General features: G+C 40.4%; 18 protein-coding genes and 2 pseudogenes. 14 read left to right on the forward strand and 6 right to left on the reverse strand.

Annotation, left to right across the window (positions count from 1 at the left end; genetic code table 11):
* Nucleotides 1–43 precede the first annotated feature (43 nt).
* From AW165_RS12025 to AW165_RS12040, 4 genes are all read left to right on the forward strand, one after another.
* A complete protein-coding gene (locus AW165_RS12025) occupies nucleotides 44–1,570 on the forward strand; it encodes an aromatic/alkene/methane monooxygenase hydroxylase/oxygenase subunit alpha (RefSeq protein WP_060465959.1) in 1,527 nt (508 codons plus the stop codon).
* Between the two features lie 59 nt (nucleotides 1,571–1,629).
* Complete coding sequence (locus AW165_RS12030) at nucleotides 1,630–1,992, forward strand: phenol hydroxylase subunit P4 (RefSeq protein ID WP_060465960.1); 363 nt, start codon at nucleotides 1,630–1,632, stop codon at nucleotides 1,990–1,992.
* A gap of 14 nt (nucleotides 1,993–2,006) precedes the next feature.
* Complete coding sequence (locus tag AW165_RS12035) at nucleotides 2,007–3,068, forward strand: NADH:ubiquinone reductase (Na(+)-transporting) subunit F (RefSeq protein ID WP_060465961.1); 1,062 nt, start codon at nucleotides 2,007–2,009, stop codon at nucleotides 3,066–3,068.
* Between the two features lie 184 nt (nucleotides 3,069–3,252).
* The gene (locus AW165_RS12040; protein ID WP_060465962.1) at nucleotides 3,253–4,134 is read left to right on the forward strand and encodes a SphA family protein; all 882 of its coding nucleotides are present in this window, start codon (nucleotides 3,253–3,255) and stop codon (nucleotides 4,132–4,134) included.
* A gap of 49 nt (nucleotides 4,135–4,183) precedes the next feature.
* Here AW165_RS12040 and AW165_RS12045 read toward each other — a convergent pair whose 3' ends face one another.
* Entirely contained in the window at nucleotides 4,184–5,143 is a 960-nt protein-coding gene (locus AW165_RS12045) for a LysR family transcriptional regulator (RefSeq protein WP_017386346.1), read from the reverse strand.
* A 44-nt stretch (nucleotides 5,144–5,187) separates the two neighbouring features.
* Nucleotides 5,188–5,317, reverse strand: a pseudogene (locus AW165_RS19300) (hypothetical protein).
* A gap of 106 nt (nucleotides 5,318–5,423) precedes the next feature.
* On the opposite strand from AW165_RS19300, the gene benA reads away from it, so the two are divergent.
* The 7 genes and pseudogenes from benA (at nucleotide 5,424) to AW165_RS12080 (ending at nucleotide 13,588) form a co-directional block, all read left to right on the forward strand.
* Entirely contained in the window at nucleotides 5,424–6,806 is a 1,383-nt protein-coding gene (benA, locus tag AW165_RS12050; protein ID WP_060465963.1) for a benzoate 1,2-dioxygenase large subunit, read from the forward strand.
* A pseudogene (benB, locus tag AW165_RS12055) lies at nucleotides 6,803–7,322 on the forward strand (benzoate 1,2-dioxygenase small subunit). Before benA ends, benB begins: the two are co-directional and overlap by 4 nt.
* Nucleotides 7,323–7,374: 52 nt before the next feature.
* The gene (gene benC / locus AW165_RS12060) at nucleotides 7,375–8,391 is read left to right on the forward strand and encodes a benzoate 1,2-dioxygenase electron transfer component BenC (RefSeq protein ID WP_060465964.1); all 1,017 of its coding nucleotides are present in this window, start codon (nucleotides 7,375–7,377) and stop codon (nucleotides 8,389–8,391) included.
* A gap of 21 nt (nucleotides 8,392–8,412) precedes the next feature.
* Nucleotides 8,413–9,198 carry a 1,6-dihydroxycyclohexa-2,4-diene-1-carboxylate dehydrogenase gene (locus tag AW165_RS12065; RefSeq protein ID WP_060465965.1) on the forward strand — a complete coding sequence of 262 codons (786 nt, stop codon included), beginning with the start codon at nucleotides 8,413–8,415 and terminating at the stop codon, nucleotides 9,196–9,198.
* A 57-nt stretch (nucleotides 9,199–9,255) separates the two neighbouring features.
* Nucleotides 9,256–10,449: a benzoate/H(+) symporter BenE gene (gene benE / locus AW165_RS12070; RefSeq protein WP_060465966.1), complete on the forward strand. Its 1,194-nt coding sequence runs from the start codon at nucleotides 9,256–9,258 to the stop codon at nucleotides 10,447–10,449.
* 479 nt (nucleotides 10,450–10,928) lie between these two features.
* Nucleotides 10,929–12,287: an aromatic acid/H+ symport family MFS transporter gene (locus tag AW165_RS12075; RefSeq protein ID WP_049837797.1), complete on the forward strand. Its 1,359-nt coding sequence runs from the start codon at nucleotides 10,929–10,931 to the stop codon at nucleotides 12,285–12,287.
* Between the two features lie 44 nt (nucleotides 12,288–12,331).
* A complete protein-coding gene (locus tag AW165_RS12080; RefSeq protein WP_060465967.1) occupies nucleotides 12,332–13,588 on the forward strand; it encodes an OprD family outer membrane porin in 1,257 nt (418 codons plus the stop codon).
* Nucleotides 13,589–13,688: 100 nt separating this feature from the next.
* Here the strand turns inward: AW165_RS12080 and AW165_RS12085 are convergent, their stop codons facing one another.
* Both AW165_RS12085 and hrpA read right to left on the reverse strand, forming a co-directional pair.
* Nucleotides 13,689–14,795 (reverse strand): beta-ketoacyl-ACP synthase III, encoded by a 1,107-nt coding sequence (locus tag AW165_RS12085; RefSeq protein WP_060465968.1) that lies wholly within the window; start codon nucleotides 14,793–14,795, stop codon nucleotides 13,689–13,691.
* Nucleotides 14,796–14,890: 95 nt separating this feature from the next.
* Nucleotides 14,891–18,748 carry an ATP-dependent RNA helicase HrpA gene (gene hrpA, locus AW165_RS12090; RefSeq protein WP_060465969.1) on the reverse strand — a complete coding sequence of 1,286 codons (3,858 nt, stop codon included), beginning with the start codon at nucleotides 18,746–18,748 and terminating at the stop codon, nucleotides 14,891–14,893.
* A gap of 352 nt (nucleotides 18,749–19,100) precedes the next feature.
* Here hrpA and ahpC point away from each other — a divergent pair, with 352 nt between their 5' ends.
* Together ahpC and AW165_RS12100 are read left to right on the forward strand one after the other, a co-directional pair.
* A complete protein-coding gene (gene ahpC, locus AW165_RS12095) occupies nucleotides 19,101–19,664 on the forward strand; it encodes an alkyl hydroperoxide reductase subunit C (protein WP_003652649.1) in 564 nt (187 codons plus the stop codon).
* Between the two features lie 194 nt (nucleotides 19,665–19,858).
* Entirely contained in the window at nucleotides 19,859–20,074 is a 216-nt protein-coding gene (locus AW165_RS12100; protein ID WP_060465970.1) for a KTSC domain-containing protein, read from the forward strand.
* 65 nt (nucleotides 20,075–20,139) lie between these two features.
* On the opposite strand, the gene AW165_RS12105 is transcribed toward AW165_RS12100, so the two are convergent.
* Both AW165_RS12105 and AW165_RS12110 read right to left on the reverse strand, forming a co-directional pair.
* A complete protein-coding gene (locus AW165_RS12105; protein WP_060465971.1) occupies nucleotides 20,140–20,727 on the reverse strand; it encodes an O-methyltransferase in 588 nt (195 codons plus the stop codon).
* A gap of 45 nt (nucleotides 20,728–20,772) precedes the next feature.
* On the reverse strand, nucleotides 20,773–20,991 hold the full coding sequence (locus tag AW165_RS12110) for a DUF1653 domain-containing protein (RefSeq protein ID WP_004702746.1): 219 nt from the start codon (nucleotides 20,989–20,991) through the stop codon (nucleotides 20,773–20,775).
* Nucleotides 20,992–21,248: 257 nt separating this feature from the next.
* Here AW165_RS12110 and AW165_RS12115 point away from each other — a divergent pair.
* Nucleotides 21,249–21,641 (forward strand): alkyl hydroperoxide reductase (locus AW165_RS12115; RefSeq protein WP_212823858.1); only part of this gene is annotated, 393 nt, incomplete at its 3' end.

Raw genomic sequence — 21,641 nt, forward strand, 5'->3', positions numbered from 1 at the left:
ACAACATAGATGTTGTTTAACAAAGATTTAAGGATGATCAATCATGACAACTCAAACCAAAGAAACCAGCAAAAAGTTAAATGCTAAAGATCGTTACCGTGCATTAACCCGTGATCTGGACTGGGACTTTTCCTATGCTGACCGTAAAGATGCTTTCCCTTATGAAGAGTTTGAAGGCATCAAAATTACTGACTGGTCTAAATGGGAAGATCCATTTCGTTTAACCATGGATGCTTACTGGAAATATCAGGCAGAAAAAGAGAAAAAACTTTATGCCATTTTTGATGCCTTTGCTCAAAACAATGGTCAGATGAATGTCAGCAATGAACGCTACTTAAATGCGATCAAGCTCTTTTTAACGGCGGTGACTCCACTTGAATATCAAGCTTATCAAGGTTATGCCCATGTAGGCCGCCAGTTTGGTGGAATTGGAGCACGTATTGCTTCTCAGATGCAGTCGATTGATGAGCTGCGTCATGTACAGACCCAAATTCATGCCATGAGCCATTACAACAAGTTCTTTGATGGCTTTCAGGATTGGGCGCACATGCATGACCGCGTTTGGTATTTGTCTGTGCCTAAATCATTTTTTGAAGATGCCCGTTCTGCTGGCCCTTTCGAGTTTTTATTAGCGATTAGTTTTGCTTTTGAATATGTACTTACCAACTTACTGTTTGTTCCATTTATGTCGGGTGCAGCTTATAACGGCGATATGGCAACCGTGACCTTTGGTTTTAGTGCGCAGTCAGATGAAGCTCGTCACATGACGCTTGGTCTTGAAATCGTAAAATTCTTGCTCGAACAACATGAGGACAACGTACCTATTGTTCAGGAATGGATTGATAAATGGTTCTGGCGTGGAACGCGTTTGCTTTCAATTGTAGGCATGATGATGGATTACATGCTGCCAAACAAAGTGATGTCTTGGAAAGAAGCTTGGGAGGTTTATTTTGAACAGGCAGGTGGTGCGCTATTTAAAGATTTAAGCCGTTATGGCATTCGCATGCCGAAATATAGCGATGTCATTGTGAAAGAAAAAGAACATGTCTCGCATCAAGCATGGTGGATTTTCTATAACTTTGGTCATGCTGCTGGTTTCCACACTTGGATTCCAACCGACGAAGAAATGGATTGGTTATCGGCTAAATATCCAGACACTTTCGACAAATACTACCGTACAAAATGGGAGTTGGCTCGCAAAATGGAGGCTGAAGGTAAACGCTTCTATAGCGCAGGTTTACCGCAGCTTTGTCAGGTTTGTCAGATTCCAATGACCTTTACCGAAATGGGCGATGACCCGACTCAGTTTAGTTATCGCCATAGCATCTACCAAGGCGAACGCTACCACACCTGTTCAGATGGCTGTCATGACATTTTCGAACGTGAGCCTGAGAAATATATACAAGCATGGTTACCTGTAAATCAAATTTTGCAAGGCAACTGTGGTGGCGGTGACCTCGAAACCATGCTCCGCGATTATTACCGCATGAATGTCGGCGCCGACAATCTGGATATTGAAGGTTCACCAGACCAACAGCGCTGGAAAAAATGGAAAGGCAACGCAGCTTAAGCACAAGGAATTGTTCAGGCAGTCATCAAGCTGCCTGATCGGAAATAAGGAGATTGAACATGACTGTTCGCGCGATACACAACAACTATCAATTTGAACCGCTTGATCTGCAAAAAAATTACGGCGATCAATTCTTAATTTACGTAGGTTGGGATCAGCACACCCTTTTTTGCTCGGCACATGCCATGCTTGCCTCACCTCAACAAACTTTGGGACAGTTGATTGAGCAACAAATTACAGGTGGTTTTGCTCAACATCCAGATTTTGACAAAATTGATTGGTCAAAAGTGCAATACACCTTAGATGGTCAAACAATCGAACCAGAGAGTACAAAAACTTTGGCAGAGCTTGGTTTTGGTCATAAGTCATTACTTCGTTTCGTTACGCCAGAATTAAATGGCTATAACGACAGCTACGTTTAATTCGGAGGTGTGTCATGAGTTATCAAGTCACCATTGAACCGATCGGAACAACGATTGAAGTAGAAGAAGACCAAACCATTTTAGATGCCGCTTTACGTCAAGGCGTTTGGTTACCCTTTGCCTGTGGTCATGGCACTTGCGGGACATGTAAGGTTCAAGTCACCGACGGTTTTTACGATGTTGGTGAAGCCTCTCCATTTGCGCTCATGGATATTGAACGTGATGAAAATAAGGTGCTTGCCTGCTGCTGCAAACCACAATCCGATATGGTCATTGAAGCCGATGTCGATGAAGACCCAGATTTCTTAGGTCATTTGGTTCAAGACTATCAAGCGACAGTCATTGAAATAAAAGACCTGTCGCCAACCATCAAAGGAATCCGACTACAACTAGATTATCCAATTGAGTTCCAAGCTGGTCAATATATCAATGTCCAGTTCCCAGATATTGAAGGAACTCGTGCATTTTCAATTGCTAATTCGCCAAGTGAAGTGGGCATTGTTGAGCTGCATATTCGTAAAGTTGAAGGTGGTGCAGCAACGACTTATGTACATGAACAACTTACTACAGGTGATCAGCTTGATATTTCAGGCCCATATGGTCAATTTTTTGTACGCAAGTCAGATGATCAAAATGCCATTTTCATTGCAGGTGGTTCAGGTCTTTCAAGTCCACAATCGATGATTTTAGATTTGCTTGAGTCTGGAGATAGTCGCACGATTTACCTCTTCCAAGGAGCACGAGACTTGGCAGAGCTATACAACCGAGAATTATTTGAACAACTCGTAAAAGACTATCCGAACTTCCGTTATATCCCTGCTCTCAATGCACCAAAAGCAGAAGACCAATGGACTGGATTTATCGGATTTGTGCATGAGGCTGTTGCCGATTACTTTGAAAATCGATGTGGTGGACACAAAGCATATTTGTGCGGTCCACCAATCATGATCGACTCTGCAATTTCAACGCTCATGCAAAGCCGCCTATTTGAACGGGACATTCATACTGAACGGTTCTTAAGTGCAGCCGATGGCGCTGCTGGACAATCGCGTTCAGCTTTATTCAAACATATTTAAAGATAAATCGTTAAACCACCCACTTTTTCAAATGAGCTTTGTATTTGTAATTTAGAAAGCAAATACAAGGCTCACAGGAGTTCTGCATCCCAAATTTTTAGCTTAAACAGACTCAAACTTTTAAAGACCGTTAAGGAATAACATTTTTTAGTGACAAGCCAAACAACACAGAATAGGACATTCTATGAATAACAAAATTGCTGCAATCATATGTGGTGTAACCAGCGCCCTTTACCTTCCCTCTGCATTTGCGACAGAAAATGGCTCGGACTCTTTTGCTTTAGGTGCCGAAGGTATGATGGCGGGTGCCTTACCACCTGCTGGGGTTTATCTACTCAGTTATTATCAAAATTATCATGCATCAGAGTTTCAAAATGGTCCCGATCAGTTCCATGTTGATGTCAACGCCGTGGTTCCTCGGTTGGTCTGGATGACCGATCAAAAAATTCTGGATGGACAACTCGGGTTTTATGCAGCCCAGCCATTGGTTGATCTAAGACTCAAAGTAAATGGAATGGCTGACTCAAACCAAGGACTCGGAGACTTGATTTTGGGTGGTATACTCGGCTGGCATCAAGGAAATCATCACTGGATTGCAGCCCTAGAAACGGTACTTGGGACAGGTGAATACGACACTCCAAGTACGACACATCCAGTTGAAGCCAATCTCGGAAAAAACTATCACACCATTCGACCTATTCTTGCCTATAGTTATGCCAACGCAGCAGGTTTAGACCTTTCAACTAAACTGTCTTATAGCTGGAATACACGTAACGACGCGACCGACTATAAGTCTGGACAATACATTGCGGGTGACTATAGCTTAGGCTACCGCATTAACCCCAAACTCAAAGTTGCAGTTGAAGGCTATGCTTTTAAACAAACCACAGATGACAAAGTAAACGGAAGTGACATTGGGTTTAAAGGACAGGCTTTTGCAATTGGGCCAGGCATTCAATATGCCGATAAAAACTGGTCTATCGAAGCCAAATTTCTAAAAGAAACCGAAGCCGAATATCGTCCCGAAGGCCATACCAGCTGGCTAAAACTGACTTGGGCTTTCTAGAACCATTTAACGCATAGCTTCAACCTTTGAGGCTATGCACCTCCTTTATTTAAAAGTCGATACCATTTGAATCATCTATCGGGTTCTGATCAAGTGTAAAGACAGTCCGTTGATAAGGTATCCCTTCTAAGTCATAAACCTGATAAATACAATCAAACAATGACTGTAAATCTTCACTTCGGTCCATTGCCCGTGCTGTAATAAAAATTGGGCTGACCGCGCCGTTATCTAAAATCGGAATATAGTTTAAGTGTGGAAATCGAATGGTATCGGCACTTGCCGGAATAATACAGATCCCTTCTCCCGCTGCCACTAAGCCCAAAGCCAGTTGAATTTCTCGTATTTCATGCATATTTTTTGGAACCAAACTATGCTCGGCAAAAATATTCAAAAGCTGGGTCGAAAAATTGGGTTTCGGTGAAGTGGGATACATAAACATCTTTTCATCAATCAAGTCAGCTAGATATACCCCTTCCGTGCGCTGTGCAATTGGATGGCTGGTATGTGCAGCAACCACCAAACGCTCTTTACGTAAAAGAATTCGTCTCACAGCAGGATCACTAATTCTTAAACGTCCAAAACCGACATCAATACGTCCTTCTTTTAATGCCTGTAGCTGTTCAGTAGTACTTAACTCCATGAGCTGAATATTCAAATGGGGTTGCTGCTGACGAAATAAATAAATAATTCGAGGTAACAAACCATAGAGTAAAGACCCAACAAAACCAATGGTCATACTTCTTTCGATGAGACCAATACGCTTGGTCATACTTTTTATTTCTTCAGCATTCGACAAAAGTTTAACGGCGTGCTGGTAAAAGAAATGCCCTGCTTGTGTAGTTTGTAAAGGACGACTTCCACGCTCAAACAGTTGAATGCCAAGCTCGCTTTCCAGATTTTGAATCTGTCTACTCAAAGGTGGTTGAGCAATAAATAGTTTTTCGGCTGCCTTTGTAAAGCTCTGTTCTTCAACAACAGCCACAAAATACCGTAAATGTCTTAGTTCCATAAGTTTTCCATACCTTTAAGATATAAAAAAATGCAAATTCAGTCTTAGACACAGTTTAACCATTCTTTTAAGGTATATACAAGCAACAAACCGATGAAGTGATGAATTGCTTTGTGAACAAGCCTTCTTGCCAATCTTCCAGTTATTCATCTTCATCAATTCACGGTTAAACACCTAGCGCACTCATGCGCTTCATTGACAATATTAGGATATCAAGACCTTGTAGATCGTAGCTAAGGCCTTGGTGACTTCCACACTTTTGGAAAGTCGGAGAACGGACATGCCACGTATTCCTGTAATCAATACTAGCCATCTTGACCGTATTGATGAATTACTTATCGATAACATCGATACAGGTGAGTTTAAACTTCATCGCTCAGTGTTTACTGACGAAGCTCTTTTTGACCTCGAAATGAAATATATCTTCGAAGGCAATTGGGTTTACTTAGCACACGAAAGCCAAATTCCAAACAATAATGACTACTACACCACTTACATTGGTCGTCAGCCGGTCATTATTGCACGTAACCGTAACGGTGAATTGAATGCCATGATCAATGCGTGTTCACACCGCGGAGCACAACTTTGCCGTTACAAGCGTGGTAACAAAGCAACGTATACCTGCCCTTTTCACGGTTGGACGTTTAATAACTCGGGTAAATTACTCAAGGTTAAAGATCCAAGTGAAGCAGGCTATTCTGACTGTTTTAACCAAGACGGCTCACATGACCTTAAAAAAGTGGCTCGTTTTGAAAGCTACAAAGGCTTCTTATTTGGCAGCTTAAATCCCGATGTTCCTTCACTTGAAGAATTCTTGGGTGAAACCACCAAAATCATCGACATGATTGTTGATCAGTCTGAACATGGTTTGGAAGTTTTACGTGGTTCATCTACCTATACATACGAAGGTAACTGGAAACTCACCGCTGAAAATGGTGCCGATGGTTATCACGTTTCTGCTGTGCACTGGAACTACGCAGCAACAACTCAGCACCGTAAAGAAACTCAAGCTGCCGATAATATCCGTGCGATGAGTGCAGGTTCTTGGGGTAAACAAGGCGGTGGCTCCTATGGCTTTGAAAATGGCCACATGTTGCTTTGGACACAATGGGCAAACCCAGAAGACCGTCCAAACTTCCCGAAAGCAGATGAATACACCGAAAAATACGGTGAAGCGATGTCGAAATGGATGATCGAGCGCTCACGTAACTTGTGTCTCTATCCAAACGTTTATTTGATGGATCAGTTCGGTTCGCAAATTCGTGTACTTCGCCCACTTTCGGTCAATAGAACCGAAGTCACCATTTACTGTATCGCGCCTAAAGGCGAAGCACCCGAAGCTCGCGCACGTCGTATCCGCCAATATGAAGATTTCTTTAATGCTTCAGGCATGGCAACACCAGACGATTTAGAAGAGTTCCGTGCTTGTCAGGCAGGCTACGCAGGTATTGCCCTTGAATGGAATGACATGTGCCGTGGTTCAAAACACTGGATTTATGGACCAGACGATGCAGCGAATGAAATCGGTTTAAAACCCATGTTAAGTGGGATAAAAACTGAAGATGAGGGACTTTATCTTGCCCAACATCAATATTGGTTACACACCATGAAACACGCGATTGCATCAGAGAAAGAAATTGCTGATCAGGGAGAAACAGCATGAGCACTCAAGACAAAGCAACTTTAGAAAATATTGCTCAGTTTCTTTATCGTGAAGCTCGCTTTTTAGATGATGAACAATGGGATGACTGGCTTGAATGTTACGCACCTGAAGCTTCTTTTTGGATGCCAGCTTGGGACGACGACGATAGATTAACTGAAGACCCACAATCTGAAATTTCACTTATTTATTATCCAGACCGTCAAGGTTTAGAAGATCGTGTGTTCCGTATTAAAACCGAGCGCTCATCTGCAACCATGCCAGATACTCGCACAAGCCACAATATTGCCAATGTTGAAGTCGTTGAGCGCGACGGCGACAAAGTTACTGTTCGCTTTAACTGGAATACCTTGAGTTTCCGTTACAAGACAAATTATAGCTATTTCGGTATGTCACGTTATGTGATCGATTTTTCAGGTGATCAACCAAAAATCTTGAGCAAGTATGTCGTTTTGAAAAATGACTACATCAATCAAGTGATTGATATTTACCACCTTTAAGACATACCCCCTCAGTTAAACGGACTGTTGGCTGAGGGTAAAAGTTTCAAATATTTTGTAGGATACATGCCATGTCAAACCACAATATCGCACTTCAATTTGAAGATGGTGTTACACGTTTCATTAACGTAGCTCAAGGCGAAACCCTATCTGACGCAGCCTACCGCCAAAAAATTAATATTCCTTTGGATTGCCGTGACGGTGCATGTGGAACTTGCCGCGCATTTTGCGAATCCGGCAGTTATGACATGCCAGAAGAAACCTATATTGAAGATGCACTAACCCCAGAAGAAGCTGAGCAAGGCTATATTCTTGCTTGCCAATGTCGACCAACTTCAGATGCGGTATTCCAGATTCAAGCCTCGTCAGATGTTTGCAAAACTGCAATTCATAGCTTCCAAGGTACATTAGCTCGCGTTGAAAATTTATCAGACTCAACCATCACATTTGATATTCAACTTGATGAAGGTCAACCAGATATTCATTTCCTTGCAGGCCAATACGTTAACGTTGCAATTCCTGAAACTGGCGAAACACGTTCATATTCATTTAGCTCAAAACCGGGCAATCGTTTAACAGGCTTTGTGGTCCGTAACGTACCGAACGGCAAAATGAGTGAATTCCTGAGCAAAAATGCCCAAGCTGGCGACAAAATGACATTTACCGGTCCATTCGGTAGCTTCTATTTGCGTAATGTAGCGCGTCCAGTGCTGATGCTCGCAGGCGGTACTGGGATTGCCCCATTTATGTCAATGCTACAAGTACTCGAAGAGAAAGGTTCTGACCAACCTGTACGTTTAGTCTTTGGTGTCACCAATGACTTTGATTTGGTTGCTCTAGAAAAACTCAATGAGTTGCAGGCGAAATTCCCATGGTTTGAATATCGAACTGTGGTCGCAAGCCCTGAGAGTAACCATGAACGTAAAGGCTATGTCACTGGTCATATTGAAAGTGACTGGTTAAACGGTGGCGACGTCGATGTTTATCTATGTGGACCTGTTCCAATGGTAGAAGCGGTACGTGGTTGGTTAGAAACTGAAAATATCAAACCTGCTAATTTCTTGTTTGAAAAATTCTCTGCAAACTAATTCAAGGTGGAGAAGTTATCTATGTCAAACCGTCAAAGATTTACCAATAAAGTCGTAATTGTCACAGGTAGTGCTCAAGGCATTGGTCGTGGTGTGGCACTGCAAGTTGCAGCTGAAGGCGGACAAGTCATCATGGCTGACCGCTCTGAATATGTCGAAGAAGTTCTCAAAGAAATTCTGAGTTCAGGCGGTGATGCTGTCACGATTAATGCTGACCTTGAAACCTATGCAGGTGCGCAAGCGGTAGTTGCAAAAGCCATCGAACACTATGGTCGGGTAGATATCCTGATTAATAATGTGGGTGGTGCGATCTGGATGAAACCTTTTGAAGAGTTTTCTGAAGAAGAGATCATTAAGGAAGTGAATCGCTCATTGTTTCCAACGTTATGGTGTTGCCGCGCTGTGCTCCCCGCCATGATTAAGCAACAAGCAGGTGTGATTGTAAATGTATCTTCAATTGCAACCCGTGGTATTAACCGTATTCCCTACTCAGCATCTAAAGGTGGTGTAAATGCTTTAACGGCATCGCTTGCTTTTGAACATGCTAAAGACGGAATTCGAGTCAATGCCGTTGCGACTGGTGGAACCGAAGCACCACCTCGCAAAGTGCCACGAAATGCCAATCCGTTAAGTCAAAATGAAAAAGACTGGATGCAGCAAGTGGTTGATCAAACCATAGATCGAACATTTATGGGCCGTTATGGCACAATTCAAGAACAAGTCAATGCAATTTTATTTCTTGCATCAGACGAAGCATCCTATATGACCGGATCGGTTATTTCGGTCGGAGGTGGAGATCAGGGTTAGCCCTGATCTTTTTGCATGATTGGGTAAATAATATGATTTGCATGGAGGCAATCACACATGGCAACCCTGTTAAAGACATTAAAAAATGACTGGTCCATATCAGCAACAGTTGCGGGCTTTCTCGCGGTTTTAATTTCTTACTCAGGCCCACTGATTATTTTTTTCCAAGCTGCTCAGCGTGCCCATGTGTCCACCGACATGATGGTGTCATGGATTTGGGGAATTTCAATTGGTGCCGCCGTTTCAGGTATTTATCTTTCGATTAAATATAAAACGCCTGTCATAACCGCGTGGTCTGCACCGGGTACGGCCCTGTTAGTTACCCTATTTCCACACGTCTCGTTGAATGAAGCAATAGCCGCCTATATTACTTCTGCCATCGTTATTTTTTTAATTGGCGTTACAGGTTACTTCGACAAGTTACTGAAGTGGATTCCGCAAGATGTCGCTGCGGGCATGATGGCGGGTATTCTTTTTCAATTTGGTATTGGTCTATTTACCGCGTCTGATAGCATGCCTTTTATTGTCTTTAGCATGCTTATTGTCTTTTTAATTGCCAAACGTTTAATGCCTCGCTACACCATGATTTGGGTGTTAGCTGCCGGAGTTTTATTAAGCCTCATTTTAGGCAAAATGAATCCGGTTGATGTGAGTTTTAGTTTAGCTATTCCGCAGTGGATTAGCCCAGAATGGACATGGAATTCAACACTAAACCTCGCCGTTCCTCTCATTTTAGTCAGCCTAACCGGCCAATTTTTACCAGGTATGGCGATTATGAAACTCAGCGGTTACGACACCCCAGCCAAACCCATTATTACTGTCACCAGTATTGCCTCTTTAGCTGTTGCCTGTGTCGGCGGTATTACAATTGTACTTGCCTCAATTACCGCAGCTTTATGTATGGGAAAAGATGCACATGAACTGAAAGAAAAACGCTACATCGCAGGAATTGCCAACGGAATTTTTTATATTTTAGGAGGCTTATTTGCTGGCAGTATTGTCATGCTATTTAGTTTACTTCCTAAAGAGTTGGTGGCAGCACTGGCAGGTTTAGCTTTGCTAGGTGCTATTGCCACCAATATTTCTGTTGCCATGAAAAATGACAGTCAACGTGATGCTGCACTTATTACCTTTTTAGCTACCGCATCAGGAATGCATTTTCTTGGATTAAGCTCAGTTTTTTGGGGCATTTGTATTGGTGTAATCGCCCATTTCATTCTCACACCACGTTCAACTTCAGCCACAAATTAAGTTTTTTATCTAAGCACCCACTACTAAAATAAAGCCTCAATCGCCACATCAGGATGCAAATAATTCGCTAACCCTGATTAGGCGATTTTTTATTGAATATAGATTAAATTTCATTTTTATGATCAATTTCTAAAATAATTAAATAATAGACTTTAGTATTTTGTTTTTATATTTTCACTTCAATTCATAATATAAAATTAGCTATATTTTTAGCTGTGATTCTCCTCAATAAAATCTATAAAAAAGTACCTATAAAATCCTTAAAATTCTCACCATACAATATTTAACCCTATTTTAAACGCAACAAAAACACCCACAAAGAAAATAAAAATAAATTATATTTTTCAAATACCTAGATTAATTTAAGCACAATACCTTAAAGACATAAAGATATATCAATTAGGTTTTTGACTCTAATCCAATAACAAAATAGTTTATTAAAAAATAACGCAATGCTTCACAAATTGGAGGTGAAGAAAATGGATACGAGCAAGGTTAATATTAATGAGCTAATTGATAAAGCCAGTTTTACATCTTTTCATTGGAAAGTTTTAATCTGGTGTTTACTTATTATTATTTTTGATGGATATGATTTAGTTATTTATGGGGTTGCTCTTCCTCTGTTAATGCAGCAATGGTCATTAACTGCGGTAGAAGCTGGTTTACTCGCCAGTGCTGCTCTATTCGGTATGATGTTTGGTGCCATGATTTTCGGCACACTTTCAGACAAACTGGGCCGTAAAAAAACCATCCTGATTTGTGTCACCTTATTTAGCGGATTTACCTTTATAGGTGCCTTTGCCAAAGGACCAACAGAGTTTGCTATTTTGCGCTTTATTGCAGGCCTTGGTATTGGTGGCGTTATGCCAAACGTCGTTGCGCTTATGACCGAATACGCACCAAAAAAAATCCGCAGTACATTAGTAGCAATCATGTTTAGTGGCTATGCAATTGGTGGCATGACATCTGCTCTACTTGGCGCATGGCTGGTTAAAGATATGGGCTGGCAAATCATGTTTTTAATTGCGGGTATTCCCCTGTTATTGCTCCCACTCATTTGGAAATTTTTACCTGAATCTCTCACCTTTTTAGTGAAATCGAACCATAGCGAGCAGGCAAAAAGTATTGTTTGTAAAATTGCGCCAGAAACGCAGGTAAACGCCAATACACAACTGGTGTTAAACGAAAGCACAACCACAGATGCACCTGTCCGTGCGCTTTTCCAACAAGGCCGTACTTTCAGCACATTTATGTTCTGGATTGCTTTCTTTATGTGCCTACTCATGGTGTATGCCTTAGGAAGTTGGTTACCTAAACTCATGCTGCAAGCGGGCTATTCGTTAGGTGCGAGCATGTTATTCCTCTTTGCACTCAATATTGGCGGCATGGTCGGTGCAATTGGTGGCGGTGCTTTAGCAGACAGATTCCATTTAAAACCTGTTATTACGATCATGTTCATTGTGGGATCAGCAGCTTTAATTCTGCTTGGCATTAATAGTCCACAATTTATTTTATATAGCCTGATTGCGATTGCTGGTGCTGCCACCATTGGTTCGCAAATCTTACTCTACACTTTCGTTGCACAGTTCTATCCGACAGCACTTCGTTCAACTGGCATGGGCTGGGCATCTGGAATTGGCCGTATTGGCGCGATTATCGGACCAGTTTTAACAGGAGCCCTACTCACACTTGAGCTTCCTCACCAAATGAATTTCTTAGCGATTGCAATTCCGGGTGTGATTGCTGCACTTGCAATATTTATGGTCAATCTAAAAGCCTCTGTTGCTGCACAAACGCCATCAACTTTTAACCCTCAAAACACGCTTACCCAGCAGTAAACATAAATGCGCCGAGGACTGGCGCATCTTTTTGGAAATGGATTATGGAATTATTACACCGCTTTAAGCCACATGCTTTAACTTTCGCGACCTTAGTATTGATGTGTGGCAATTCATTCGCTGCAAATCCAAATCAGCAGCCCGAAGATGAATGGAAATTCACTTTAAAAAATGCCTATATCAATCGTAATTTTGATAATGATGCACTCAAAGATACGGGTAGCTGGTCTCAGGCAGCATCTTTATTTTATAAATCGAAAATGCATGACACCCCTCTGCAAATTGCAGATAAGCCCATTACGATTGGTGCCGATGCTTCTGTTCAATACGCTGTACGTCTAAGTTCAGACAAGCATGTTGCGGACACAGTTTTGCCTTTTAATAAGGAAACTCAGTCACAAGCATCAGACTTTTTAAAATACGGCGCCACTTTAAAACTAGGATATGACAAAACCCTTTTAAGTGTCGGTGAACTCTGGCTAGATTTGCCTGTAACGGCTGTGGATGCAAGCCGACAATTACTTGCCTCTTATTGGGGAACCAATCTTAAGTCGCAACTTTCAGATCAGCTTTATGCTGAAATTGGTCGGGTCGAAAAAGTCTCTCCACGAAATGAAGAAGACTTTAAAAAGTTTTCGTTCACTTCAAATGGCATTACTAAAGAATCTGATGGTTTAAATTACATTGACCTGCGCTATCAATTCACGCCGTCACTCAAGGGCGAATACTATTTTGGTAATCTAGAAGACCTCTACAACAAACACTATGTAGGGCTTGAGCATAATTGGAAACAACCTAATTTTGCCCTTACGTCTAAGTTTAAGTACTTCAATGCAAAAGATGATGGCAATACTTTTGATATTGATGCACAAAATATTGGGGTGCTAGAAACACTTAAAGTAAAAAACCATACCTTTGGTTTAGGCTACCAACAGATTATGGGTGAGTCGGCTTATCCATTACCAGATGGTTTCTTACCAGAGACGTATTTCATTAACTGGAACGCAACTGGATTCTTTAAAGAAGACGAAAAGTCTTACCATGTCATGTATGGCTATGACTTTAAAGATTATGTACCGGGCCTAAATGCGATGGTGAAATATGTCTATGGCCATGATTTTAAAGCAGCCAATGGTGAAAAAAACCACGAAACCGAATCGAATGTGATTTTAAATTATGCGTTTCAGCAGCCATTCTTAAAAGGCGTCGCTCTGCAATATATTCGAATTGATTACAACGTTAAACATGGCAATGACTTTGGTGAAGATCGTTTGTTTGTAAACTACACCAAAAAGTTTTAATCATTTTTGATTCAATTGAAGCGGGCTAATTTTAGTCCGCTTTATTATTTTCGACCCATAAAAAAACGCTCTTACGAGCGTTTTTAATTAATCTTGTAGCTTAAGCAACATGCTTTTGTACAACAATTGAGCCTACTGAATAACCAGCACCGAAAGATGAAATCACGCCATACTCGCCATTATCTACTTCGTGTCCTGTACGATGTAAAGCAATAATAACGCCTGCTGAAGAGGTATTTGCAAACTCATCTAAAATAATTGGTGCACGGCTTAAATCAGCTTCTTTACCAGCAACATATTTCAAGATTAGTTCATTCATGTTGGCATTCGCTTGATGTAACCAGAAACGCTTAATATCGTTTGCAGTTAACTGCATTTTTTCCAACTGCGCATTAATGATTTTTGCCACTAACGGACAAACATCTTTAAATACTTTGCGGCCATCTTGACGGAATAACTTGTCATCAACGACCGCATCTTCGCTACGGTTTAAGAAACCAAAGTTATTGCGAATGTTGTTTGAAAATTGAGTAAATAAATGAATATCTAAAATTTCAAAACCAGTCTTAGTCGTAGTCTCTTCAATAATAGAAGCCGTTGCAACATCACCAAAAATGAAGTGGCAATCACGGTTGCGGTAGTCTAGGTGACCAGAAGTAATCTCGACATTTACCAATAAAACACGGCGAGCACCTGAACGAATTGCATCAGCCGCTTGTTTCAAACCAAAAGTAGCAGCTGAACATGCAACGTTCATGTCGTAGGCATAACCTTGAATGCCAAGTGCCGACTGAATTTCAATCGCTACAGCTGGATAAGCACGCTGCATGTTTGAACATGCCAAAATTACAACATCGATATCTTCAGCAGTTACATCTGCATTTTCCATTGCCTGTTTCGCAGCAATAACACCCCACTCTGCTTGAAGTGAAAGTTCATCATTTGAACGTTCAGACAAACGAGGACGCAAACGATTTGGATCGAGAATACCTGATTTCTCAATCACGTAACGGCGCTTAATACCAGACGCTTTTTCAATAAATTCAGCACTAGAACCACGTAACTCTTCTAGCTCACCTGCTGCAATTTTCTCTGCATTCTCTTGGTTATATTGTTCCACATAAGCATTTAAACTGTCGGCCAGTTCTTCATTAGAAATGATTTCTGTTGGGTGAAATAACCCAGTACCTGTGATACGAATGCCCATGTAAAACTCCTAAAAAAATGAATAGGGTCTGTTAATCTTTCATTTATAAATTGCGTTGTAGGCTAAACAACAGCATAAACAGACCCCGATCTATCTTAACTGATTCCCAAACGATCCCATAACTTTTGCAGTCGAGTTGGCGAAATAGGCATCTTGGTTTTCATCGGTTGAGAAAATAAAGAAATGCGAAATTCTTCCAACATCAAATACAATTCTTTGATTTTTGGATCGTTTTTGAATTTAAACACCTTGTCCATCCATGGATCGACATCGTCAATTGCAGCATGATCTCGCTGTAGATTATTTGGCAATCGATCTAAACGCAATAGCAGTGCTTTTAAATAACGCGGGTATTCCTGCCAAAGATCGACTGGTTGACAGTAAACAAAATTACCAAGTGACATGAGATCTAACTGGTCTTCAATATCATCAATACTGCGTCCAAACACGCCTGAATCAAGTACTAAAAGCTGACGACGGATTTGCTGCCACTGAATATAAATATCACTTAATTGCTCAAGTGCTTGCTGACCATAACTCAAAAATTGCTTTTTGACCTGTTCGAGCAGTTTATTAAATTCATCTGCATTAATTGGCAGAGTTGTAATTGCCATTTGCAAAGTTGCATAGACCAACATCTGCTCAAGTTTAGCTTTATCGCCCAAAGGTGAGTAAGCTAAAGCAAGCGGTTTTGAAATCTGCTTTTTCAACTGACGAACCAAGTCACCAAGTTGCATGTGTACCAGACGGATAATGCCTTCACGATGCTGTTTAATGGCTTCAGCCTGATCATTAAAAGTCTGGATGACAATACCAGAGTCATCTTTAGCATCAGTTTCAGCAAAAGCTTTGGTCGGCACTAAAGCCTGATATTGTTTCACAACAACACCTGTAACCTTGTGTGAAGCCTCAAAAGTAAAGTTGTCAGGGAAGTTTTTAAACTCACCTTTTTGCTGTTTAACAGGACGATGCGTTTCCACACGACAACGTGCTTTTAGCTCTGGCAGATCACGACCTTTCGCAATCAATTTACCTTTTTCATCAATGACTTTAATGAACGGCACCAAATATGGATCAATGCGTTCAAACGAGAAATCTTTATCTGTAATTTGCTCGCCACGTAAGGCAAAAGCTAAATAACTAAAAATATGTTCGCGTAAATGCACTGCATCAATGCCCTGCATGAGCTTACGAGCTGTATCAGGAATAGGCACCACATTACGACGCTTGTCTTTAGGTAACGCTTTGAGTAAAGCCTCAATTAAGTCTTGGCGCCAACCCGGAATTCCCCATGACCAAATATTTTCATCAACCTGAGGTAGTGCCTGAACAGGAATCTGAACAGTTGCACCATCTTCGTCATGGCTTGGGTCAAAATGATATGTCGTCGCTAAACGTAGCTGCCCATTATGCAGATGATCTGGAAATTGCTGCGTAGTTGGTCGATCATTGAGCCAAAGCGCATCATCCTCAACGAATAAATAACGCGGATTATTTGCTTCTACCGTCGCGCGCCAGTCTTCAAAACTACGACGGCTTGCAATTTCTTCGGGAATTTTAGAGGCATAGAACTGATAAATTGTTTCTTCATCAACCACTAAATCACGGCGACGCAATTTATCTTCAACTCGCTCCACTTCTTCAAGTTTAAGTAAGTTGTGTTTTAAAAATGGTGGAACTGTACCCAAATTACCTGTGGTTAATGCATCACGTAAGAAAATCTCATGTGCAGCAGGCTGGTCAACTTTTTCAAAATTAATTAACCGTTTTGGTTCAATAATTAAACCAAACAAAGAAATTTGCGCGTAGGCATTTACGATCCCCGCTTTCTTAGACCAATGCGGTTCAAAATAGTGATATTTCAACAAGTCACGTGCAGCAAGCAAAATCCATTCAGGATCAATTTTGGCTAAAGTACGTAAATATACCTGAGACGTTTCGACCATCTCAAAAGCCATCACCCAAGAGGTATTGGTTTTGTGCAAAGTACTTGCCGGAAAAACTTTTGCCTTTTGCTGACGCACCGCCATAAAAGTATTTCGTTCATCAGTTTTATTGGCAATGAAAGAAAGTAACCCTGTCAGCAACGCACGATGCAAGTTTTCATAATTTGCATCTTTTTCATTAAAGCTAAGTTTTAAACCTTCTGCTAATTCAACTAATTGCTGATGCGTTTGTTTCCACTCACGTAAACGCAACCAACTTAAAAAATTCTCCTTAGCAAACTGACGTCGTTTATTTTCAGACATACTTGCTTCACCTTTAGGATTTAAAGTATCCCAAAGTTTCAAATAAAACAGAAAATCTGAATCTGCTTCTTTGAACAATGCATGCTTTTGGTCAGCCTGCATTTGTTTGTCTGCTGGGCGTTCACGAGGATCTTGAACCGCTAAAGCACTCACCACAATCAAGATTTCTTTGAGTACACCAAAATGTGCACCACCAATAATCATACGTGCTAAACGTGGGTCAATCGGCATACGTGCCATCATTTGCCCGACTTTGGTCAGCTCATTTTTCTTCTCGTTAAGTGCGCCTAACTCAATCAGCAACTTACGCCCATCATTGACTAGGCGGAAATCTGGCGGCTCAATAAAATCGAAGTTTTCTAACTCACCTAACCCTAAGCTCTGCATTTGCAAAATAACAGATGCTAAGTTGGTTCGTTTAATTTCAGGTTCGGTAAATTCAGGACGACTTAAAAAGTCTTCTTCGCTATATAAACGGATACACACACCCGGAGCAATACGACCACAACGCCCTTTACGCTGATTGGCCGCAGCCTGAGAAATTGCTTCAATTGGTAAGCGTTGTACACGAGAACGGTAGTTATAACGCGATATACGAGCAAAACCGCTATCAATCACATAGCGAATATTTGGAACCGTAAGCGCTGTTTCGGCCACGTTCGTCGCAATAATAATACGACGGCCTTTTCCACCCGGACTAAAAATCTTTTGTTGTTCCGAAACTGCTAAACGCGCATACAGCGGTAAAATTTCGGTATGTCTTGGCCCGTACTTTTGTAAGGTTTCCTGCAATTCTCGAATTTCTTGCTCTGTGCTTGAGAAAATTAGAATATCGGCATGTTCTGGATGACCTTTTGCTTCTGCATCTGCAAAGCATTCTTCTACCGCTTGTACAACTGCGCGTGGAAGGTTTTCTTCAAAATCATCAAACTCATCGTCATCACTGCCGCCAATATTCATTTCTGAAATTGGGCGGTAAAGCACTTCGACAGGATAACTACGCCCTTCTACTTCAAAAATAGGTGCGTCATTAAAGTAATTACTAAAGCGATTTACATCTAAAGTTGCCGAAGTCACGATAACTTTTAGATCTGGGCGTTTTGGCAGTAATTGCTTTAAATAGCCCATAATAAAATCGATATTGAGTGAGCGTTCATGCGCTTCATCAATAATGATCGTGTCATATTTAGACAAATAACGGTCATTACCTAACTCGGCAAGCAAAATACCATCGGTCATTAACCTTACGATAGAGTCCTGCGAACCTTGCTCATTAAAACGGATTTTAAAACCAATCGATTCGCCAAGCTTTTCGCCGACTTCTTCTGCAATACGCTGAGAAACACTACGTGCAGCTAAACGACGTGGCTGGGTATGACCAATCATTCCCGTTAAACCACGGCCCGCTAGCATTGCAATCTGAGGAAGCTGGGTGGTTTTACCTGAACCCGTCTCACCTGCCACAATAATCACCTGATGCTTTTGAATCGCATCAATTAAACGGTCTGCATATTGAGAAACAGGTAAATCCTGATTCAGTTTAATTTTAGGGAGACGTTCAAATCGCTGCCTTACTTTGGCATTAGATTGTTCAAATAATTTTTCAACCTCTGCTGTATTGGCTTTTTTATCTTTACGCAAACGATTTAAACGGTAACGATCTCTTGCCATCACCCACTGATCAATATTTAAATCATTCTGCACAGACAAATTTTCCTGAAAATACAACAATCCTCTATTTTACGCTCTAATGACCATAAGGTAAAACAGTTGGTTTTTTATATATTTTTAATTTTTTAAAATTTTACCCTTGAATTTTGATTCACTAGACTTCATGTTGTTAGGCAAGTTTCTTTTACGATAACTGTCATTTGATTTACATGTTTTTGCAGTCAAATCGAATACAGTGTGTGGGGACTTAAAAATCGTAAATTTATCACTTATTCGATTTTCCGATTTTAGTCATGTAAAAATACTATTTCCCCAATAAAGAATTTTTATTTATTCTACATCTCGTAAACAAGTTTAAATATAAACCTCAATCATGGAGACAATGATGAGCTTGATTAATACTGAAGTTAAACCATTCCAAGCAACTGCTTACCACAACGGCCAATTTGTTGAAGTTAACGAAACTAACCTTAAAGGTAAATGGTCTGTTGTATTCTTCTATCCAGCTGACTTCACTTTCGTTTGTCCAACTGAACTTGGTGACTTAGCTGACAACTACGCTGAATTCCAAAAACTTGGTGTTGAAATTTATGCTGTATCTACTGATACACACTTCACTCACAAAGCTTGGCACGACACTTCTGAAGAAATCAAAAAAATCCAATACCCATTAGTTGGTGACCCAACTTGGACTCTTTCTAAAAACTTCGACGTTCTTATCGAATCTGAAGGTTTAGCTGACCGTGGTACTTTCGTTATCGATCCAGAAGGTAAAATCCAAATCGTTGAACTCAACGCTGGTGGTATCGGCCGTGACGCATCTGAACTTCTTCGTAAAGTAAAAGCTGCTCAATACGTACACGCTCACCCAGGTGAAGTTTGCCCAGCTAAATGGAAAGAAGGCGAAGCAACTCTTGCTCCATCTATCGACCTAGTTGGTAAAATCTAATCTCTTATTAGATTTTAAAAACTCAAAGAACCATCCTTCATCGGATGGTTCTTTTGTTTTGAATAAGCACATCACATTTTCTACTGATACTTTTACAATTATGCCCTTCCCCATTACATGAAGTTTGAGTAATGTCGAATAAATAACCGATGTTTTTTGAGCTTAAGTAATATGAAATAAAAGGGGAAAAATTTATGGCGAATACTGTGGCAGTCACTTCATGGAAATACAATGCGACTTCACGTCATCTAAAAATATTTTATAGCGATGGTTCGGGCGAACTTTATCATCCTGTACCAGAATTTATTTATGACAACTTATTACGATCAACAGACAAAACTGCTTTTGTACATAAATATTTAGAATTCGACTTACACTTTACTCGCCTATCTTTAGTGAATGCTTCATAACATAATAAAATAAGGCCTGCGTTAAACAGGCCTTTATGAATCAATAAATCAGATTTTTAAATGGCTTACCTTGCCACTACAATGCATAAACCAGCACCTACAGGTAAAATACTGCTCATAAAATTTTCATCTTTTTTAATTAAAGCTAAGAATGAGCTGACTTCAGCCGCATGAGAAATAACATTATCAATAATGAGTACGCCACCTTTTGGCTTCATTAAACGTTTTAAATCTGGCCAATAATTCTCGTAAGCAGGTCGCTCAGCATCTAACAAAATAAAATCGAAAGTTTCCTGAGTTTCTTTTAAGTAATCGGCCGCATCTCCCACCCAAAAATCAACCAATTCATCTAATGCCAGTTCAGTTGCATGGCGTTTTGCTTCATTACTACGCTTGGCATCAATTTCAAGCGTGGTTACTTTTCCATGAGTAGCTTGAGCAGCCTCAGCAAGCCATAAAGTAGAATAACCTGTGGAAGTCCCGATTTCTAAAATTGATTTGGCTTGCTGCATTCGAATAAATTGCGATAGTAATTTTGCAGACTCCGCCTCAATATTACGATACCGCAGCAAACGATCTGTCTGTTGCGCATCATGTCGTTTAAAGGTGTCATATAAATCGGCAACTCTTTGTAAGAAAAAAGTATTTGGCATATATTCACCCTTTAAAATCGTTATTTTATATGACAGCCGTTTGAGTTACGTACTTTGAATTAACTTAAAACGCGGCACGATACTTCCATCAGCCATTTGAACCGTTTCTGTAAACATATCTAGAGGACGTACCCAAGTTGAATAGTCACCATAAAGACACTGATAAACGACTAACTCTTCTTCAGTCTCACTATGTTTTGCCACAGAAAAAACTTGATAGAGATTACCTTTATAATGCTGATAAATGCCGCGTTGCAATGACATGAAAGTACCTTTTAATGTTATGACATAAAATCTTTACAGCCATATAACATATATAAATTTTTAAATACTTTCACTTTAAAATAGTACAAAAGATAAAAAAGCGTATTTTAGAGATAAATTATTGATCTTATTTATGAATGTTTTCAATAATTCAAAAAACCGATCAAATATATAAAAACATACTGTTTTACCTATTTTATGTTTTCACGTACTATGCATCTATTGAAAGAATTTGGATGCATTGGAGTAAAAAACAGATGTTAGATCAAAACATTAAAACTCAATTAAAAGCTTACTTAGAACGTTTAGAAAGTCCAATCGAATTAGTTGCTGCTTTAGATGAATCAGATAAATCAGCTCAAATTAAAGAGTTGGTGAGTGAAATCGCTGAGCTTTCTGACAAGGTGACTGCCCGTTTTGACGGTAACAATACACGTCGTCCAAGCTTTGGTGTGGCTAAAGCAGGTGAACAGCCTCGTGTGTTCTTTGCTGGCTTACCAATGGGCCATGAGTTTACGTCTTTGATCTTGGCACTGTTACAGGTGTCTGGCTATGCACCTAAAGTGTCGGATGAAGTGCTTAACCAGATTAAAGGTTTAAACCTCAAAGCAAACTTTGATGTATTTGTATCACTCAGCTGTCATAACTGT

This window comes from Acinetobacter sp. LMB-5, from assembly GCF_001541635.1.
Taxonomy (GTDB): domain Bacteria; phylum Pseudomonadota; class Gammaproteobacteria; order Pseudomonadales; family Moraxellaceae; genus Acinetobacter; species Acinetobacter pittii.

Excerpts from the sequence above, each read along its gene's own strand:
- AW165_RS12025 (WP_060465959.1), top strand. The coding sequence starts at position 44 with ATGACAACTCAAACCAAAGAAACCAGCAAAAAGTTAAATGCTAAAGAT.
- AW165_RS12030 (WP_060465960.1), top strand. The coding sequence starts at position 1,630 with ATGACTGTTCGCGCGATACACAACAACTATCAATTTGAACCGCTTGAT.
- AW165_RS12035 (WP_060465961.1), top strand. The coding sequence starts at position 2,007 with ATGAGTTATCAAGTCACCATTGAACCGATCGGAACAACGATTGAAGTA.
- AW165_RS12040 (WP_060465962.1), top strand. The coding sequence starts at position 3,253 with ATGAATAACAAAATTGCTGCAATCATATGTGGTGTAACCAGCGCCCTT.
- AW165_RS12045 (WP_017386346.1), bottom strand. The coding sequence starts at position 5,143 with ATGGAACTAAGACATTTACGGTATTTTGTGGCTGTTGTTGAAGAACAG.
- benA (WP_060465963.1), top strand. The coding sequence starts at position 5,424 with ATGCCACGTATTCCTGTAATCAATACTAGCCATCTTGACCGTATTGAT.
- benC (WP_060465964.1), top strand. The coding sequence starts at position 7,375 with ATGTCAAACCACAATATCGCACTTCAATTTGAAGATGGTGTTACACGT.
- AW165_RS12065 (WP_060465965.1), top strand. The coding sequence starts at position 8,413 with ATGTCAAACCGTCAAAGATTTACCAATAAAGTCGTAATTGTCACAGGT.
- benE (WP_060465966.1), top strand. The coding sequence starts at position 9,256 with ATGGCAACCCTGTTAAAGACATTAAAAAATGACTGGTCCATATCAGCA.
- AW165_RS12075 (WP_049837797.1), top strand. The coding sequence starts at position 10,929 with ATGGATACGAGCAAGGTTAATATTAATGAGCTAATTGATAAAGCCAGT.
- AW165_RS12080 (WP_060465967.1), top strand. The coding sequence starts at position 12,332 with ATGGAATTATTACACCGCTTTAAGCCACATGCTTTAACTTTCGCGACC.
- AW165_RS12085 (WP_060465968.1), bottom strand. The coding sequence starts at position 14,795 with ATGGGCATTCGTATCACAGGTACTGGGTTATTTCACCCAACAGAAATC.
- ahpC (WP_003652649.1), top strand. The coding sequence starts at position 19,101 with ATGAGCTTGATTAATACTGAAGTTAAACCATTCCAAGCAACTGCTTAC.
- AW165_RS12100 (WP_060465970.1), top strand. The coding sequence starts at position 19,859 with ATGGCGAATACTGTGGCAGTCACTTCATGGAAATACAATGCGACTTCA.
- AW165_RS12105 (WP_060465971.1), bottom strand. The coding sequence starts at position 20,727 with ATGCCAAATACTTTTTTCTTACAAAGAGTTGCCGATTTATATGACACC.
- AW165_RS12110 (WP_004702746.1), bottom strand. The coding sequence starts at position 20,991 with ATGTCATTGCAACGCGGCATTTATCAGCATTATAAAGGTAATCTCTAT.